We start from the raw sequence: 17,654 nt of genomic DNA on the forward strand, positions 1-17,654 counted from the left end.
GGGATTCTCCACACTTCAAATACGGATCGCGGCAAGGGCCGATGCTGGCCGGGCCGGACAATCGGCCCCCGACTGGTTATCATGGCGGCGTTTATCAGCGGACGGCCCCCATGGTTGATTCATACGACGATTCCCTCGGCGAGGGAAAAAGCAAGACACAGGTCAAGCGTGAACTCCACGCATTGACCGAGCTCGGCGAGCGCTTGACCACGCTCAAGCCGGACCTGCTCGCCAAGTTGCCCCTCACGGAGCCGCTGCGCCGGGCCCTGGAAGAAGCACCGAAACATACCGCGAACGCAGCCCTCAAGCGGCACAGGCAGTTCATCGGCAAACTCATGCGCGACCAGGACACCGACGCGATCCTGGAACTGCTCGACCAGGTGGACGCGTCCACTCGCCAGTACAACGAGCGCTTCCATAACCTGGAGCGCTGGCGCGATCGGTTGATCGCCGGCGACGATACGGTGCTGGACAGCTTCGTGACCCAGTACCCTGAAACCGATCGCCAGCAACTGCGTTCGCTGGTGCGCCATGCGCAGCACGAAGCCACGCATAACCGCCCGCCTTCGGCGAGCCGCAAGATCTTCAAGTACATTCGCGAGATAGACGAGCAACAACGCGGCCTGCGATAGGCCGCGCCAGCTTGCCCATGGGCGCCCGGCTCACGCGCCGGTGCCGCCCACGGTAATTGCATCGATCTTCAGCGTGGGCTGGCCTACGCCCACAGGTACCGACTGCCCGTCCTTGCCACACGTCCCTACCCCACTGTCCAACGCCAGGTCGGTACCTACCATCGACACTCGGCTCATGCATTCGGGGCCGTTGCCGATCAGCGTAGCGCCCTTTACCGGGGCGGTAATCTTGCCATCCTCAATGAGGTAAGCCTCGCTGGTGGAGAACACGAACTTGCCGCTGGTGATATCCACCTGGCCACCGCCGAGGTTGGCGCAATACAGGCCTTTTTTCACCGACTTGATGATTTCCTCGGGGTCGTGCTCCCCGGCCAGCATGTAGGTGTTGGTCATGCGCGGCATGGGCAGGTGCGCGTAGGACTCACGCCGCCCGTTACCCGTGGCGGCAGCGCCCATCAGCCGGGCATTGAGCTTGTCCTGCATGTAGCCCTTGAGAATGCCTTTCTCGATCAAGGTGGTGCATTGGGTGCGGGTACCCTCGTCATCGACGCTCAGCGAGCCGCGGCGGCCTTGCAGGGTGCCATCATCGACGATGGTGCAGAGGCTGGAGGCCACCTGCTCGCCAACGCGGCCGCTGTAGGCAGAGCTGCCCTTGCGGTTGAAGTCCCCTTCCAGGCCATGGCCCACCGCCTCGTGCAACAGCACACCGGACCACCCGGAGCCGAGCACCACTGGCAAGGTACCCGCCGGTGCCGGCTTGGCGTCCAGGTTGACCAGCGCCTGGCGCAGTGCCTCCCGCGCATAACCCATGGCGCGCTCTTCGTCCAAGAAGTATTGATAGCTGGTACGGGCGCCGCCGCCATGGCCGCCACGCTCGCGACGGCCGTTCTGTTCCACGATCACGCTTACATTGAAACGCACCAGCGGGCGCACATCGGCCGCCAGGCTACCGTCCATGGCGGCCACGAGAATGCGCTCCCAAACGCCGGCCATGCTGACGGTGACCTGCTGAATGCGCGGGTCGAGGGTGCGGGTGTAGGCGTCGATGCGCTTGAGCAGTTCCACTTTCTCTGCGCGGGTCATCACGTCCAGCGGATTGTCAGGGGCGTAAAGCGCTTCGACAGTCGGCGCCTGGAACGCCTGCACACGCCCTTGCTGGCCGGCCCGTGAAATCGACCGCGCCGCCTGGGCAGCGAGGCCCAGCGCCTCGCGGGTAATGGTGTTGCTGTAGGCGAAGCCGGTTTTCTCGCCGGCCTGGGCGCGAACGCCGACGCCTTGATCAAAATTGAAGCTGCCTTCCTTGACGATGCCGTCTTCGAGGGCCCAGGACTCGGAAATTTGCGCCTGGAAGTACAGGTCTGCGGCGTCAATGCCAGGGCCCGCCAGCTCACTCAGCACACTGTTGAGGCTGTCGAGGTTCAAATCGCCAGGGGTCAGCAACTGCGCGCTGACCGTGGATAACATCTCGCTCATGTTCACTCCGCGAAAGAGGCAGGCCGCAAGGCGCCCTGCGAGGAAAACCGCCGGTGCGCCTGCACCGGCATACGCTCACGGATAGCCGCCTGTTCGGCGCTGTCGCGTGAGCTCAGCAATACCGCTTCGCCCGTGGCCTGCTGGGCTATCAGACGGCCCCAGGGGTCTACTATCGCCGCCTGGCCGTGGGTATGGCGGGGGCCGGGATGTTCGCCCCCTTGGGCGGCGGCCAATACATAACATTGGGTTTCTATTGCCCGCGCGCGAATCAGCACTTCCCAATGGGCCGCACCGGTGACGGCGGTGAAGGCCGAGGGCACGCTGATCAGTTCAGCGCCGGCCTCGCGCAGCTGGGTATATAACTCGGGAAAACGCAGGTCGTAGCACACGCTCAGCCCAAGACGGCCGACCGGGGTTTGCGCCACAACCACCCTTTGACCATAGGCATAGTCATCAGACTCCCGGTAACGGGCCCGGCTGTCCTGCACGTCCACATCGAACAGGTGGAGCTTGTCGTAACGGGCCACTGTTTCGCCCTGATCATCAATCAACAGCGAGCACGCGCAGGGCTTGCCATCGGGTTGCCCATCGGGCGGCAGCGGGACCGTCCCAGCCACCAGCCACAGGCCAAAATCCCGCGCACAGCGCCGAAGTGCCGGAAGGATCGGCCCCTCGCCCACTGCCTCCGCCCGCGCAATGGCCGCCGCATCGCGACGGCCCATGGCAGCGAAATTTTCTGGCAGAACCGCAAGCCGCGCACCCGCGTGGGCCGCCTGCTCCAGCAAATACCTGGCCCGCTCGAGGTTCGCCGCCAGGTCTGTCTGGCTCACCATCTGGATCACCGCCAGCTCCATTGGCTCCTCCAAGCTGTCGTGGAACGCGTTCCCTGCATCCTAACCCACTAGATCACGCCCGGCTAACTATCGGGTCGATCAACGGGATTTGTCGAAGGGCCGGTCGAGGCTCAGCTTCGGGTCCTTGAGGGGGCCTTCAACGCGATATTTGACGCTCATCAGGCGCGATACCCGATCGCCCAGCAGCTTGTCGGCCAGAAACAACGCACCGCCAATGGCAGGAGCGCCGACGATCAGCGCGGCGATCGGAAGGTTGGTGCTCACCGGCAGGGTCACCAGCAATTGGGCGTCTACCCGGTCGGCGGCCATGTCGAGGGTACCGTCCAGCTCCAGATTGCTCGAAGGGCCCGTCACGGTGATAGGAGCGCGGGTCACGTAAACACCGTCACTGGCGACCAGTTGGCCTTTGACCTTGTCATAGCCGAGCCCCCGGCCCAGCAGGTCGGAAAAGTCCAGCCGCAGCCGGCGGCCGATGGCATTGAAGTTCAGCAGCCCGAACACTCGCAACGCTTGGGCGCCGCCTTCCACTTCCACGAACTGGCCGTGGTTGAGGGTAGCGTCCAGGCTACCTGAATACCGCTTGGGGGCAGCCCAGGCCGGCGAGCCGGGCCAGCGACCATCCACCGCCAGCGCGAAATCATGGCTGGTTACCGAAGGCGCGAAGCGCCAGGCCTTGAGGATATCGGCCAGGTTGCCACCGCGTACGTTGCCCTTGAACCAGCTCACCGTGCTGCCGGGGGCGCCTTCCCAGCCACCGTTGCCCTGTAACTGCATCCCCTTCAGGCCCAGGTCAAGATCATTCAGGGCCAGCCCACGCTCGGAAGGTCGCAGCTTGAGGGACCAGGCGCCGACCAGGTCGTCACCCTGCCACAGCCGGGCAATCCGCACGTTCACTGGCGGCAGGCCGTGGGGGTCCACGTCCGCCAGCGGGTCGGGCGTATCCGGCGGCTCCTGCGCGGTGGCCTCTTGTACCGCCGGGGCGGGCAGATGGACATCCTGCAGGTCGATATCCAGCGGCACCGTCGAGCGGTCAGGCAGCGTTGCCTTACCGGTCAGCTGAGGGCTGTCCACCCGCACCATCCAGTTGCCCGGCCCGCGATCAAGGCGCACCCTGGCGTTTTCAAGCGATTGCCCGAATGCGCTGAGGTGCGCAATGGTTACGTCCGCGCTGCTCAAAGGCGCAGGGGTTGAAGAACTGTTCGCCGACGCTTGCTCCGCCGCCTTGGCTTGCGGCAGGTACCGATCCTTCACGGCTTGCCAGGCTTTCAGGTCCAGCGAATTTATTACGCCGCGCACCCGCAAACCTGTCGCATCGGGCAGGCTTGCCGTGCCCTCGCCTAACAGCAACTCGCCACGGCCAGCGCCTGGCGGGCTGGAGAACTGGCCGTTGGCGGGCTGATACACAACGCTTGCAAGGCTGGCGTAGGCCACGCGCATCAGCCGGTCGTTACCCTTCAGGCCCAGCTCGAAGCGCGTCGGACGGCTGTCCCCCGCTGCCTTGCCATAGGGTGCCGGAAGGTCCACGGCCGCCCCCGTGAGGTCCGAGTCGATACTTAGCCGGCTATCTGGCCCGAGGTCCAGCTGCAGGCGGTAAGGAAATTCCCCGCTGGCGGGCAGTGGCTGTTGATTGCCAAGCCAGCGGCTAAGGGAGGCCACGTCCATGCGGCCATTTACGTTCACTCGGGTCACCGGCGTGCCATTAGCGCCCACCGCTTCCAGGCTTCCCGTGAACGCCTTGCCGAGCGCCTGCCCGGCAACGCCCTGGGCAGACAACCCCTTGTCGAGGTCGAACCGGAAGGCGCCTTTAAGGTCGCTGAGTTCCAAGGCGGGCTCAGCGATTTTCAGGCGGGCGGCGGACGTATTGAAATCCACAACCACCTTGGGGGCCTGGCCATGGGCGAGCGGGATATCCAGGTTAACCGCGCCGCGAAGCGGACCTTCGCCCTGCCAACCCGCGAACAGCTCACCCGTGCCGATGGGAGCGGTCTGCAGTATCTTTACGCCGTCGCTCAGCGGCCCATCAAAGTCGCCCTGTACCGTGAGGTGAGGTACTTGCCCTTCCGGCGCATGAGGGACCCTCACCTGAACATTGCTTACAGCCGTATCCAGCAACTGCCCTCGGCTGGCTTCGATGCGCACATCCCCGTCCTGGATGTAGACGTTGCCGTCCACGCCGCTCACCGATGGCCAGCCCGGCTGGAACGCAAGCGTCGCATCGTGCACCTTGAAGAACAGGGTCAGGCTGCGGGCATGATCGGGCGCGGCATGGGCCAGCGAGCCCTGATACTGGAAATAGCCCTCATCCACAGCGCCCTTTTGCACCGCAGTGCGCAGCCAGTCAGCTACCTGAGGGCTTAGAACCTCCGGCAGGTATTTGGGCGTGTAGCGCCCGTCACCCTCGTGCAGCCCCACTCGCAGGTCCATGTAGGGTTCCAGGCCTTCACCGAACGGCAAGCGGATCATGAAATCCGCCGCGATCTTGCCTTCCTCGCCCAGCACCTGAATTACCGGTGCCACCAGGCTGAAGCCCTCGCTGTTCAGCCGCCAGCCCAGCCGGGCGTGGGCTTCCTTGTAGTGCCACGGCTGTTTGAAGATCGGCCACAGGTGCAACATGAAATCCTGGGTGGCCAGCCGCAACTCGCCCTGCCCGAGGTCGCCGGAGATGCTGCCGCTGACGTTCGCCGCGCCTGGCGCGTTGTGGTAGGGCTCAAAGGCGACCTGTTCCAGGTTGGCCGCGAACTCCAGGCGGCGATCACCGGTTTCCTGGGGCCTTATCGTAAGGGCGAGGTTGCGCAGGGCGCCGCGGGGCTTGAGGCTGTCCACCGCGAGCGCGGCTTTCTCCGGCCAGGGCGCATAGGCATCCAGCAAAGGCTGCAAGGGCCCCAGGTCTACCCGGTCAGCCTGTACCTGCCATTCATTGCCGGCTTGCACCGCCTTCAGGCGAGTATCCCAGCGCTGGCCGCTCACGCTCATGGACACAGGTTGGGCAATGGCGGTATAGCCGTTGTCGTTACGCTGGAGCCAGGCGCTCAACGCCACATCCTCTACCGCAGTGAGCGCCCGGCCATCAACGGCGCCCTCGATCCTCGGAGCATTGAGCCGCAGCACGGCGCTGCTCACATGCTGATCGGCCCAGTCCAGCCAAACCTCACCGCCGGCGCGCAGCGTCTGAAAGCGCCATTGTCCGGCAACGCCTGCAGGCAACCACTTCGCCCAATCACTTTGAGGCAGGCTCAGCCACGCCTGGCCAGAGGCGCCCTGCCAATGATCCTGCGGCACCCGCGCGCGCAACTGAGCCGCCACGGGCTTGCCGTCTGGCAAACTCAACCGCAGGTCGAGGCGCTGTTCCCCCAGTATCGAACGCAAGCTCGCACTGAGGTAGGTAAAGGCGAGCGGGTCGTGCTGCCATGGCCGAACGGTCAGCTGGCTATCAAGCACATTCAGCTCACCAAGCTGGCGCAGGCTTGCGAGGGCGCGGCCTGGATCGAAGGGCGTGTCATCCTGGTGCTTCGGCAGCCCTTGTAGCGCCCAGCGGCCGTCTTCGCCCTGCTCCAGGGTAAGCTGCAAGCCTTCCACTTGCAGGGTATCGACCTGCGGGCGCAGGCTCACCAGGCTGCGCCATAGCGATGGCACCACGCGTACCCGTTCCAGATGCAGGGCGCCCGGCCCGCTGCCTACTGACACATCGCCGGCCACCAGCACCGGCGCCAAGCCGCTCCAGGCCCCCTCCAACCGCCCGATGCCTACGGGCATACCCAGCGCCTGGCTGGCCTTGGCCACGAGTTCGGGGCGATAGTCCCCTATCAAGGGCAACAGCTGCCGCCCGAGGCTTACATAAAGTGCCAGCAGGATCAGGCACAGCGCGCAGGCGCCGAGGCTCCAGCGAACGAGCGCGCCAGCCACTTGAGTCAAACGCGCCATGGGGAGGGCCTTGTACGGTTACGCAAATGACTCAGAGCAGCACCACATCGTATTGTTCCTGGGAGTACATGCTCTCGACCTGGAAACGAATGGTACGGCCGATAAAGGTTTCGAGTTCGGCCACATTGCCCGATTCTTCGTCCAGCAGGCGGTCCACAACCTTCTGGTTGGCGAGCACACGATAGCCTTCAGCCTGGTAAGCCCGGGCTTCGCGCAGGATTTCCCGGAAAATCTCGTAACAGACGGTTTCCGGGGTTTTCAGCTTGCCGCGCCCCAGGCAGCACGCGCACGGTTCGCACAGTACTTGCTCGAGGCTTTCCCGGGTGCGCTTGCGCGTCATTTGCACCAGCCCCAGCTCGGTGATGCCGATGATGTTGGTTTTGGCGTGATCGCGTTCGAGCTGCTTTTCCAGCGTACGCAGCACCTGGCGCTGGTGGTCCTCGTCTTCCATGTCGATGAAGTCGATGATGATGATGCCACCGATATTGCGCAGGCGCAGTTGCCGCGCGATGGCGGTGGCGGCCTCGAGGTTGGTCTTGAAGATGGTTTCTTCGAGGTTGCGATGGCCCACGAACGCGCCGGTGTTCACGTCGATGGTGGTCATGGCTTCGGCTGGGTCCACCACCAGGTAACCGCCAGACTTGAGTGGCACCTTGCGCTCCAGCGCCCGCTGGATTTCGTCTTCCACGGCATAGAGGTCGAAGATCGGCCGCTCACCGGGGTAATGCTCCAGCCGGTCGGCGATTTCCGGCATGAGCTCGCCCACGAACTGGGTGGTTTTCTGGAAGGTTTCCCGCGAGTCGATACGGATCTTTTCAATCTTGGGGTTTACCAGGTCTCGCAACGTGCGCAAGGCCAGGCCCAGGTCTTCATAAATAACCGAGGGCGCACCGGCGGTCTTGATCTGCGTGGCAATCTGGTCCCAAAGCCGGCGAAGGTAGCGGATGTCCATGAGGATTTCTTCCGCCCTTGCGCCCTCAGCGGCGGTGCGCAGGATAAACCCACCGCTTTCCTGGATGCCCTCTTTCTCCACGCAATCGGTGACAATCTGCTTGAGGCGCTCGCGCTCGGCTTCTTCTTCGATCTTCAGCGAAATGCCCACATGGCTGGTGCGTGGCATGTACACCAGGTAACGCGATGGAATGGACAGCTGGGTGGTCAGCCGGGCGCCTTTGGAACCGATGGGGTCTTTGGTGACCTGCACCACCAGGCTTTGCCCTTCATGCACAAGGGCGCTGATGGTTTCCACGGCCGAGCCTTCGCGCAGAGAGATTTCCGACGCGTGAATGAAGGCGGCGCGCTCCAGGCCGATGTCGATGAACGCTGCCTGCATACCCGGCAGCACTCGAACCACCTTGCCCTTGTAGATATTCCCGACGATGCCGCGGCGCTGGGTGCGCTCCACGTGCACTTCCTGCAATACACCGTTTTCCACCACCGCCACCCGGGATTCCATCGGCGTGATGTTGATGAGGATCTCTTCGCTCATGACAGGCTCTCGTCAGGATGGTTGCCCCATGATGCCCGGACTGGCGGCGCGGCGCGACGCCAGCGTACGCTCACCGGGAAGTGCTCGGTTGCCAGCAGGCAATCCCGAAGCGTGCAAGCAGGGCAGCGGTTTCACACAGCGGCAGGCCAACCACCGCTGAATAGCTACCCTCTATCGCCTCCACGAATACCGCGCCCAAGCCCTGGATGGCGTAGCCCCCGGCCTTGTCTGCGGGCTCGCCGCTGGCCCAGTATGCGTGGATTTCCTGCGGGGTAATGTGTCGAAAGCGTACCCGAGTGCTCACGCAGCACACTTCGCGGCGCGACTCGCTGTGCAGCGCCACGGCGGTGAACACTTCGTGCACGCTTGCGCTCAGGGCCGTGAGCATGCGGGCTGCATCTTGCTCGCCCTGCGGCTTGCCAAGAATCTGCCCGTCCAGGATTACCGCAGTGTCGGCACCCAGCACCACGGCCCCGGCACTCGCATGGCCAAGCCCGGCGGCAGCCTTGGCGAGAGCCAGGCGCTGCACGTAGGCTTCGGGCGCTTCGTGGGGCAAGGTTGTTTCGTCGATATCCGCGGACACCTGCGTAAACGGCACGCCGATCTGCTGCAGCAGTTCACGCCGCCGGGGCGAGCCGGAGGCCAGTAACAGCGTTCTCATGGGAACAGCTCCTTGTCATTGTGCGCGTCAGTTGATATTGAAGCGCCGGCGCAAGCCCCGCAGGCCATAGCTCACCCACGGCCACAGCAACGCGCTGACCACCGCCGGCAACACCAGCGCCAGAGTAGGCTGGCGATTGCCGGTGAGTGCGCTCAGCCATAGCTGCACCAGCTGCATCACGCCAAGCACCACGAAGATCACCAGGCTTTGCTGCCACATGGGGAACATGCGCATGCGTTGCTGGAGAGACAGCACCAGGAAGGTAGTAAGGCTGAGGATAAGCGCGTTCTGGCCCAGCAGCGTGCCGTAGAGCACGTCTTCGGCCAGGCCCAGTACCCAGGCCGTGGTCATACCGACCCTTGCCGGGGTATTCAGGCACCAGAAGGCCAACAGCAGTGACAGCCAGAGCGGGCGCAACACTTCCATGAACTGCGGCAGCGGCGACACACTAAGCAGCAAGCCGATCAGGAAGGTTACCCAGATGATCCAGCCATGGTTGCGCCGGGTATTGACCATCAGTGGGCTCCTTGAGGCGCAGCCGGCACGGCCGGTGTGGCAGGTGCTGCCGGCGCGGTGCGAGCGGGATGGCTGGCCGGCGTGGCAGGCCGTGCCGGGGCCGTGGCGGCCGGGCGTGTGGCCGCCGGCGCTGCGGGGTGGCTACCTGACGCAGCCGGGTGCTGCTCATGGCTATTCGTGGTAGCCGGAGCCGCAGGGGTGGCAGGCGTGGCTGGCACTGTCGCAGGCGTGGCGGCAGGTGTGGTAGCCGGCGCGGTAGCCGGCGCAGTAGTCGGCCCCGTGCCGTCTTCAGCCTGGGCGGCATCGGCGGCGCGCTGCTCGGGCGTGCGGCTGTCAGAGAACACCAACAGCACGTAACGGCTGCGGTTCAGTGCGGCCGTGGGCACGGCGCGGACAATGGCGAAGGGCTGGCCGGAGTCGTGAATCACTTCCTTCACGGTGGCCACCGGGTAGCCGGCCGGGAAACGCTGGCCCAGGCCGGAGCTCACCAGCAGGTCCCCTTCCTTGATGTCCGCGGTATCGGCCACATGGCGAAGCTCAAGCCGCTCCGGGTTGCCGGTGCCGCTCGCGATGGCCCTCAAGCCATTGCGGTTGACCTGAACGGGAATGCTATGGGTACTGTCGGTGAGCAGAAGAACCCGTGAGGTGTACGGCATCAGCTCTACTACCTGGCCCATCAACCCGCGCGCATCGAGCACCGGCTGGCCCAGGGACACGCCATCGCGCTCGCCCTTGTTGATCAGGATACGGTGGGTGAACGGGTTGGGGTCCATGCCGATCAGCTCGGCCACTTCCACCTTTTCGTTCACGAGCGTTGACGAGTTGAGCAGCTCCCGCAGCCGGACGTTCTGCTCGGTCAGGGCCGCCAGCTTCTGCAGGCGCCCCTGCAGCAGCAAGGCTTCGGTCTTGAGTTTTTCGTTCTCGGCGATCAGTTCGGTACGGCTGCCGAACTGGCTCGCCACGCCCTGCCACAGGCGCTGGGGCAGGTCGGTGATCCAGTACGACTGCATCAGTACCAGCGACATCTGGCTGCGCACTGGCTTGAGCAGTGTAAAGCGGGCGTCGACCACCATCAGGGCGACCGATAGCACGGTCAGCACCAGCAGGCGCACACCGAGTGAGGGGGCCTTGGCGAACAGCGGTTTAATGAGCTGTTCCTCCTGGGCAAGAGGACGAAAGGTCTGTCATGGATCGGCGCCGCGGAAAAAACGGAGGAACACACAAACGCCCGGCTGTTACCGCAACCCCGCAAAGGGCTACTGTAAACTACCGGGCGCTACCCTGGCTCATTCGCTGGAGAGCAGGTCCATGGTGTGCTTGTCCATCATTTCCAGTGCCCGGCCACCGCCACGGGCCACGCAGGTGAGCGGGTCCTCGGCGACGATGACCGGCAGGCCGGTTTCCTGGGCCAGCAGTTTATCCAGGTCACGCAACAGCGCGCCGCCACCGGTCAGCACCAGGCCACGCTCGGCGATGTCGGAAGCCAGCTCCGGCGGCGACTGCTCAAGGGCGCTTTTGACCGCCTGAACGATGGTCGCCAGCGATTCCTGCAAGGCTTCGAGCACCTCGCTGGAGTTGAGCGTGAAGGCACGCGGCACGCCCTCGGCCAGGTTGCGGCCGCGCACGTCGACTTCACGTACTTCGCCGCCCGGGTAGGCCGTGCCGATTTCCTGCTTGATGCGCTCGGCGGTGGATTCGCCGATCAGGCTGCCGTAGTTGCGGCGCACGTAGGTCACGATGGCTTCGTCGAAGCGGTCACCGCCCACCCGCACGGATTCGGCATACACCACACCGTTGAGGGAGATCAGGGCGATTTCGGTGGTGCCGCCACCGATATCGACAACCATCGAGCCGCGGGCTTCCTCGACCGGCAAGCCGGCGCCGATCGCGGCCGCCATGGGCTCTTCGATCAGGAAGACTTCGCGGGCACCGGCACCAAGGGCCGATTCACGAATGGCACGGCGCTCCACCTGGGTGGATTTGCACGGAACGCAGATCAGCACTCGCGGGCTGGGCTGCAGGAAGCTGTTTTCGTGCACCTTGTTGATGAAGTACTGAAGCATTTTTTCGCAGACGCTGAAGTCAGCGATCACGCCGTCCTTCATCGGACGAATGGCTGCAATATTACCCGGGGTACGGCCGAGCATGCGCTTGGCTTCGGTGCCGACGGCCACAACGCTCTTCTGGTTGCCGTGAGTACGGATGGCAACCACCGAGGGCTCATTCAGGACGATACCGCGCTCACGCACGTAGATAAGGGTGTTGGCCGTTCCCAGGTCGATGGACAGATCGCTGGAAAACATGCCACGCAGTTTCTTGAACATGGAGAAGTGACCCTGGCAACGCGTGGGTAAAAAAGTGCGGCAAACTCTAACAACGGCGGGGATTTTGGGCAAGGCGCCAATATGTTAAATTGGCTGTTTTTCCGGGCACACGGCCCCACGATCGCGGCTCTGTGACCGCATTTTCGCGGCTGTGTTCCCCGCCGGGCGGACCGTTTCCGCCTGTCTTTCCCCTGGAGATCTCCCATGGCGCTCGAACGCTCCGACGTGGAAAAGATCGCCCACCTGGCCCGCCTCGGGCTGCGCGAGGCCGATCTTCCCAGCACCCTTGACGCTCTGAACAGCATTCTGAGCCTGGCAGACCAGATGCAGAACGTGGACACGCAAAACATCGCGCCCCTGGCCCACCCGCTGGAAGCCAGCCAGCGCCTGCGTCCCGACCAGGTTACCGAACACAACCAGCGCGAGGCCTATCAGGCTGTCGCACCGGCCGTCGACAGCGGCCTGTATCTGGTACCCAAAGTCATCGAGTAAGGGATAACCGCCTGCCATGCATCAACTTACCCTGGCCGAGATCGCCCGCGGCCTCGCCGCCAAGCAATTCTCCTCCGAAGAGCTGACCCGCGCCCTCCTCGCCCGCATCCAGGCCCTGGACCCGCGCCTGAACGCGTTCATCACCGTGACCGAGGCCCTGGCCCTGGAGCAGGCCCGCGCCGCCGATGCCCGCCGTGCGGCCGGTGAAAACAGCCCGTTGCTGGGCGCCCCCATCGCTCACAAAGACCTTTTCTGCACCCGTGGCATCCGTACCAGCTGCGGCTCACGCATGCTCGACAACTTCGAGGCCCCCTACGACGCCACCGTGGTCGAGAAACTGGCCGCTGCGGGCACCGTTACCCTCGGCAAGACCAACATGGACGAGTTCGCCATGGGTTCGGCCAACGAGAACAGCCACTACGGCCCGGTGAAAAACCCCTGGCAGCTGGACCACGTGCCAGGCGGCTCCTCAGGTGGCTCGGCAGCTGCAGTGGCGGCTCGCCTGCTGCCAGCCACCACCGGCACCGACACCGGCGGCTCGATTCGCCAGCCGGCGGCCTTCACCAACCTCACCGGGCTGAAGCCGACCTACGGTCGCATCTCGCGTTGGGGCATGATCGCCTACGCCTCCAGCCTGGATCAGGCCGGCCCGCTGGCGCGCACCGCCGAAGACTGCGCCCTGCTGCTGCAAGGCATGGCCGGTTTCGATCCGAAGGATTCCACCAGCATCGACGAAGCGGTACCCGATTACAGCGCCACGCTCAACGATTCCCTCGAAGGCCTGCGCATCGGCGTACCGAAGGAGTATTTCGGCGCCGGCCTGGACCCTCGTATTGGCGAGCGGGTACAGGCCAGCATTCGCGAGCTGGAGAAGCTGGGCGCGGTGATCAAGGAAATCAGCCTGCCGAACATGCAGCATGCCATCCCGGCCTACTACGTGATCGCGCCCGCTGAAGCCTCGTCCAACCTGTCCCGCTTCGACGGCGTGCGCTTCGGCTACCGCTGCGAGCACCCGGTGGACCTCACCGACCTGTACAAGCGCTCGCGCGGTGAGGGCTTTGGGCCGGAAGTGCAGCGTCGCATCATGGTGGGCACCTACGCGCTCTCCGCCGGTTATTACGACGCCTACTACCTGAAGGCTCAGCGTATCCGCCGGCTGATCAAGAACGACTTCATGGCCGCCTTCCAGGAGGTGGACGTGATCCTCGGGCCTACCACGCCCAACCCGGCCTGGAAGCTGGGCGCCAAGGGCAACGACCCGGTAGCCGCCTACCTCGAGGACGTTTACACCATCACCGCCAACCTGGCCGGCCTTCCGGGGCTGTCGATGCCGGCGGGCTTCGCCGATGGCCTGCCCGTGGGCACGCAACTGCTGGCGCCGTACTTCCAGGAAGGGCGGCTGCTCAACATCGCGCATCGCTACCAGCAGGTAACCGACTGGCATCTCCAGTCGCCAGAAGGGTTCTGAGGAGCAATACCATGCAATGGGAAGTCGTGATCGGGCTGGAGATTCATACCCAGCTCGCGACCCAATCGAAGATTTTCTCCGGCAGTGCCACCACGTTCGGCTCCGAACCGAACACCCAGGCCAGCCTGGTGGACCTCGGCATGCCTGGCGTGTTGCCGGTGCTGAACCAGGAAGCGGTACGCATGGCGGTGATGTTCGGCCTGGCCATCGACGCTGAAATCGGCCAGCAGAACGTGTTCGCCCGCAAGAACTACTTCTACCCGGACCTGCCCAAGGGCTACCAGATCAGCCAGATGGATTACCCCATCGTTGGCAAGGGCCACCTGGACATCACGCTCGAGGACGGCACCGTCAAGCGCATTGGCGTGACGCGCGCGCACCTTGAAGAAGACGCCGGCAAAAGCCTGCACGAGGATTTCCAGGGCTTTTCAGGCATCGACCTGAACCGCGCCGGCACCCCGCTGCTGGAGATCGTGTCCGAGCCGGACATGCGCAGCGCGAAAGAAGCCGTGGCCTATGTGAAGGCCATGCACGCGCTGGTGCGCTACCTGGGCATCTGTGACGGCAACATGGCCGAGGGCTCCCTGCGCTGCGACTGCAACGTGTCGATCCGCCCCAAGGGCCAGGCCGAGTTCGGCACCCGCTGCGAGATCAAGAACGTCAACTCGTTCCGGTTCATCGAACGGGCGATCAACAGCGAAATCCAGCGCCAGATCGAGCTGATCGAGGACGGCGGCAAGGTTATCCAGGAAACTCGCCTGTACGACCCCAACAAGGACGAAACCCGCTCCATGCGCAGCAAGGAAGAAGCGAACGACTACCGCTACTTCCCCGACCCGGACCTGCTGCCCGTGGTGATCGAGGACGCCTTTGTGGCCAGCGTGCGCGCTTCGCTGCCCGAGCTGCCGCCGCAGAAGCGCGAGCGCTTCCAGAGCCAGTACGGCCTTTCCGCCTATGACGCCACGGTGCTGGCTTCCAGCCGCGAGCAAGCGGACTACTTCGAGCAGGTGGCGGCCCTGTGCGGCGATGCCAAGCTGGCGGCGAACTGGGTGATGGTCGAGCTGGGCAGCCTGCTCAACAAGCAGGGCCTGGACATCGAGCAGTCCCCGGTGAGCGCCGAATTGCTGGGTGGCATGCTGCAGCGCATCCGCGACAACACCATCTCCGGCAAGATCGCCAAGGCGGTGTTCGAAGCCATGGCCAATGGCGAAGGCACCGCCGACGCAATCATCGAAGCCCGGGGCCTGAAACAGGTAACCGACAGCGGTGCCATCGAAAAAGTACTGGAGGACGTGCTGGCCGCCAACGCCGAGCAGGTCGAACAGTACCGCGCCGCCGATGAAGCCAAGCGTGGAAAGATGTTCGGCTTCTTCGTAGGCCAGGCGATGAAAGCGTCGAAGGGCAAGGCGAACCCGCAACAGGTGAACGAACTGCTCAAGCGCAAGCTCGAAGGCTGAGATTTCAGCCGCCTGGCGGCCTCATCGGCTGCCAGGCCACCTTCGCCACAAGGATCAACCATGCGGTGCCTGTTGTTGTTGCCTGCTTTAAGCCTGTTGTTACTGGCCGGTTGCGCCGGCCAGCGTAATGCGCTGGAACCCGGCCAGGCGGAGGAAGGCATGGCGTCGTATTACGGTGCGCGGCATCACGGCTTGCGCACCGCCAGCGGGGAACGGTTCGACCAGAACAGCCTGACCGCCGCCCATCGTACCCTGCCCTTCGGCAGCGAGGTGCGCGTTACCAACCTGGCCAATGACCGCACCGTGATCGTGCGCGTCAATGATCGGGGGCCACGCGCGCGCAGCCGGATCATCGACCTGTCCCGTGGCGCAGCCCAACGGCTGGGCATGACCGACGACGGCATCGCCCGCGTCCGTATCGAACGCCTGGACTGACGGAGGCCGGTATCGCCGAGCTCGCTTCACTGCCACCCCTGAGCCTGCTTCAGTTCGCCGCCGGCGTACTGATGCTGCTGCTGGGCGCCGAACTGATGGTGCGTAATGCTTTGCGCCTGGCACTGCGCGCGCGGGTTCGCCCGCTGGTCGTAGGGCTGCTGCTGATGGCACTGGGGAGCAGCGCGCCGCAATTGGCGATCAGCCTGGGCGCCGTGGATGCAGGGGCGCCTGACGTGGCCATCGGTAGTTTGATCGGAGGCACGCTGTTCAACCTGTTGGTGACGCTGGGCCTGTGTGCGATGGTGGTGCCGCTACGGGTGTCCCTCCCGGTGGTGAAGCTGGACGTGCCTATGGTGGTGATTGCCGCAGCGCTGTTGTATGCGCTGGCCTGGGACCAACACCTCGGTACGTGGGAAGCCGCACTGCTGCTTGTATGCGGCGCGGCCTACCTGGCTGTCGCAGGCTGGCAGTTTCGCCATGCCGGCCGGCCTGTTCCCAGCGCTCCCGTCAGGCAACGGTCCGTTTTGGCTACGCTCGCCCGGCTGGCTGCCGGCATTACCTTGCTGACCGTTGGCGGCCAATGGCTGCTCACCGCAGCGGTAACGTTCGCCAACGAACTGGGTTTATCGGAGCGGGTTATCGGGCTCACCGTGGTGGCAGTCTGCGCCTCGCTGCCCCAGCTACTGATGGCGCTGTTCGCCGTTTGGCGGGGGGAGCGGGAGCTGGCCGTGGGCAGCGTTATCGGCGGCAGCGTTTACACCCTCACCGGCGTAGTCGCCGCGACCGTGCTCGCCAGCCCCGGCGGCCTGTCCATTTCCCCGAACGGGTTGGCGTATGAGCTACCGGCGCTGCTGGGCGCTGCCGTGCTGTCGTGGCCCTTGTTCCGCCTGGGCTACAGGATTACCCGGCTGGAAGGGCTGTTGCTACTGGCCCTGTACAGCGTGTTCGCCCTGCACTTGATCGGCTTCAGTACAGGCATGCCTATTGCGATACGGCTGGAACGGCTGGCGCTGCACTATGCCCTGCCACTTCTGGCGATGCTGGTACTGCTGGCGGCGTGGCGCCATCGGCGGCGCGCTTGAGTTGATCAAAGTCGGTTCACATTTTCATCAGGTAGCTACCAAACCTTGACCTGACCGGTGACACCGTCGCGCTTTCCGATGGGCAAGGGGCATCTCTGCCAGTAAAATGCGACGCCGGTTCCGCCACGCTTATCAGGGACGAGCAGTGAGCCGAAACAAGTAGTGAAGGACTCATGCATGTCGCGTTTTAAGGCACCGCCGCCACAGGCGATACCGGTCGAATTTGACCATCACGAAGACTTCAACATCGCTCATCCGACCACAGGCCTGTCATGCTGGGGACTGGTGAAGGTTACCAGTAAGCTACTAGAGCAGCCGGGCGGTAAAATATACCTTCGAGCAGGCAAGCATATCGGCCCCCACAAGGGCTTCGGTGTACGCCACATATGGGCAGAGCGCGGTCATGACCTCTGCAAATGGGGCTACGCAACATTCTATGACGTTCCCAGATTTGTAGCAGACATCATCGTCCACGGCACAACTATCGTTTGTGAGTTCGATTCGATGAAGGGTCACGAGCGGTTGATCGTGCTGCGAGGCCGCAAGGGGTGCGCCGTCCTCGCGGCATGGCCAATCGCAGCAGATCAGGTGTACTACAGCGTGGTCACGGCTTACCGCAACCGCACACCGAATGGCAAAGCGGTGGCTGTAATCGAAGGTTTGCAACCCTGAGACGCCAAAGGCGCCCCTGAGGGCGCCTTTGAACGAAGATATTGCGGGACGGTAGTCGCAGCGCTTGCTTAGCTAGCCGGAAGGCTGGGTCACATGCCACCAAACTGAAGCCTGGTGCCGCTACCACACAAAGGGCGCCTCTGTGCAATCCACACTCCAGATCCAATTACGCCTGATG

15 protein-coding genes are annotated in these 17,654 nt (G+C 64.1%); 7 read left to right on the forward strand and 8 right to left on the reverse strand.

Translation table 11 applies throughout. The features are described from left to right. Positions 1-110: 110 nt before the first annotated feature. Positions 111-632 (forward strand): ribosome biogenesis factor YjgA, encoded by a 522-nt coding sequence (gene yjgA / locus G7016_RS14555; RefSeq protein WP_181115470.1) that lies wholly within the window; start codon positions 111-113, stop codon positions 630-632. 30 nt (positions 633-662) lie between these two features. Here yjgA and tldD read toward each other — a convergent pair whose 3' ends face one another. The 8 genes from tldD to mreB all read right to left on the reverse strand — a co-directional run bounded on the left by tldD (position 663) and on the right by mreB (position 11,870). Continuing rightward, a complete protein-coding gene (gene tldD, locus G7016_RS14560; RefSeq protein WP_181115473.1) occupies positions 663-2,105 on the reverse strand; it encodes a metalloprotease TldD in 1,443 nt (480 codons plus the stop codon). Between the two features lie 2 nt (positions 2,106-2,107). Next, on the reverse strand, positions 2,108-2,959 hold the full coding sequence (locus tag G7016_RS14565) for a carbon-nitrogen hydrolase family protein (protein WP_181115476.1): 852 nt from the start codon (positions 2,957-2,959) through the stop codon (positions 2,108-2,110). 78 nt (positions 2,960-3,037) lie between these two features. After that, complete coding sequence (locus G7016_RS14570; protein WP_181115479.1) at positions 3,038-6,880, reverse strand: YhdP family protein; 3,843 nt, start codon at positions 6,878-6,880, stop codon at positions 3,038-3,040. A gap of 31 nt (positions 6,881-6,911) precedes the next feature. Beyond that, the gene (rng, locus tag G7016_RS14575) at positions 6,912-8,369 is read right to left on the reverse strand and encodes a ribonuclease G (RefSeq protein WP_181115481.1); all 1,458 of its coding nucleotides are present in this window, start codon (positions 8,367-8,369) and stop codon (positions 6,912-6,914) included. A gap of 70 nt (positions 8,370-8,439) precedes the next feature. Further along, positions 8,440-9,030 (reverse strand): Maf family protein, encoded by a 591-nt coding sequence (locus G7016_RS14580; RefSeq protein ID WP_181115484.1) that lies wholly within the window; start codon positions 9,028-9,030, stop codon positions 8,440-8,442. 27 nt (positions 9,031-9,057) lie between these two features. Continuing rightward, complete coding sequence (gene mreD / locus G7016_RS14585; protein ID WP_181115486.1) at positions 9,058-9,546, reverse strand: rod shape-determining protein MreD; 489 nt, start codon at positions 9,544-9,546, stop codon at positions 9,058-9,060. After that, entirely contained in the window at positions 9,546-10,658 is a 1,113-nt protein-coding gene (gene mreC / locus G7016_RS14590; protein WP_375139695.1) for a rod shape-determining protein MreC, read from the reverse strand. The genes mreD and mreC overlap by 1 nt, the downstream gene beginning before the upstream one ends. A gap of 174 nt (positions 10,659-10,832) precedes the next feature. Continuing rightward, positions 10,833-11,870 (reverse strand): rod shape-determining protein MreB, encoded by a 1,038-nt coding sequence (gene mreB / locus G7016_RS14595; RefSeq protein WP_168083969.1) that lies wholly within the window; start codon positions 11,868-11,870, stop codon positions 10,833-10,835. A 204-nt stretch (positions 11,871-12,074) separates the two neighbouring features. On the opposite strand from mreB, the gene gatC reads away from it, so the two are divergent. The 6 genes from gatC to G7016_RS14625 all read left to right on the forward strand — a co-directional run bounded on the left by gatC (position 12,075) and on the right by G7016_RS14625 (position 17,476). Beyond that, positions 12,075-12,362: an Asp-tRNA(Asn)/Glu-tRNA(Gln) amidotransferase subunit GatC gene (gene gatC / locus G7016_RS14600; RefSeq protein WP_181115488.1), complete on the forward strand. Its 288-nt coding sequence runs from the start codon at positions 12,075-12,077 to the stop codon at positions 12,360-12,362. Between the two features lie 16 nt (positions 12,363-12,378). Continuing rightward, positions 12,379-13,830 carry an Asp-tRNA(Asn)/Glu-tRNA(Gln) amidotransferase subunit GatA gene (gene gatA, locus G7016_RS14605; RefSeq protein ID WP_181115490.1) on the forward strand — a complete coding sequence of 484 codons (1,452 nt, stop codon included), beginning with the start codon at positions 12,379-12,381 and terminating at the stop codon, positions 13,828-13,830. An 11-nt stretch (positions 13,831-13,841) separates the two neighbouring features. Next, positions 13,842-15,287: an Asp-tRNA(Asn)/Glu-tRNA(Gln) amidotransferase subunit GatB gene (gatB, locus tag G7016_RS14610; protein WP_181115492.1), complete on the forward strand. Its 1,446-nt coding sequence runs from the start codon at positions 13,842-13,844 to the stop codon at positions 15,285-15,287. Positions 15,288-15,347: 60 nt separating this feature from the next. Next, on the forward strand, positions 15,348-15,722 hold the full coding sequence (locus tag G7016_RS14615) for a septal ring lytic transglycosylase RlpA family protein (RefSeq protein WP_181115494.1): 375 nt from the start codon (positions 15,348-15,350) through the stop codon (positions 15,720-15,722). Positions 15,723-15,766: 44 nt separating this feature from the next. Beyond that, a complete protein-coding gene (locus G7016_RS14620; protein ID WP_181115755.1) occupies positions 15,767-16,804 on the forward strand; it encodes a sodium:calcium antiporter in 1,038 nt (345 codons plus the stop codon). A gap of 177 nt (positions 16,805-16,981) precedes the next feature. Beyond that, positions 16,982-17,476, forward strand: a complete 495-nt coding sequence (locus G7016_RS14625) for a hypothetical protein (RefSeq protein ID WP_258195195.1) — start codon at positions 16,982-16,984, stop codon at positions 17,474-17,476. Positions 17,477-17,654 lie beyond the last annotated feature (178 nt).

The sequence above is a fragment of the Pseudomonas japonica genome, from assembly GCF_013522925.1.
Taxonomy (GTDB): Bacteria; Pseudomonadota; Gammaproteobacteria; order Pseudomonadales; family Pseudomonadaceae; genus Aquipseudomonas; species Aquipseudomonas japonica_A.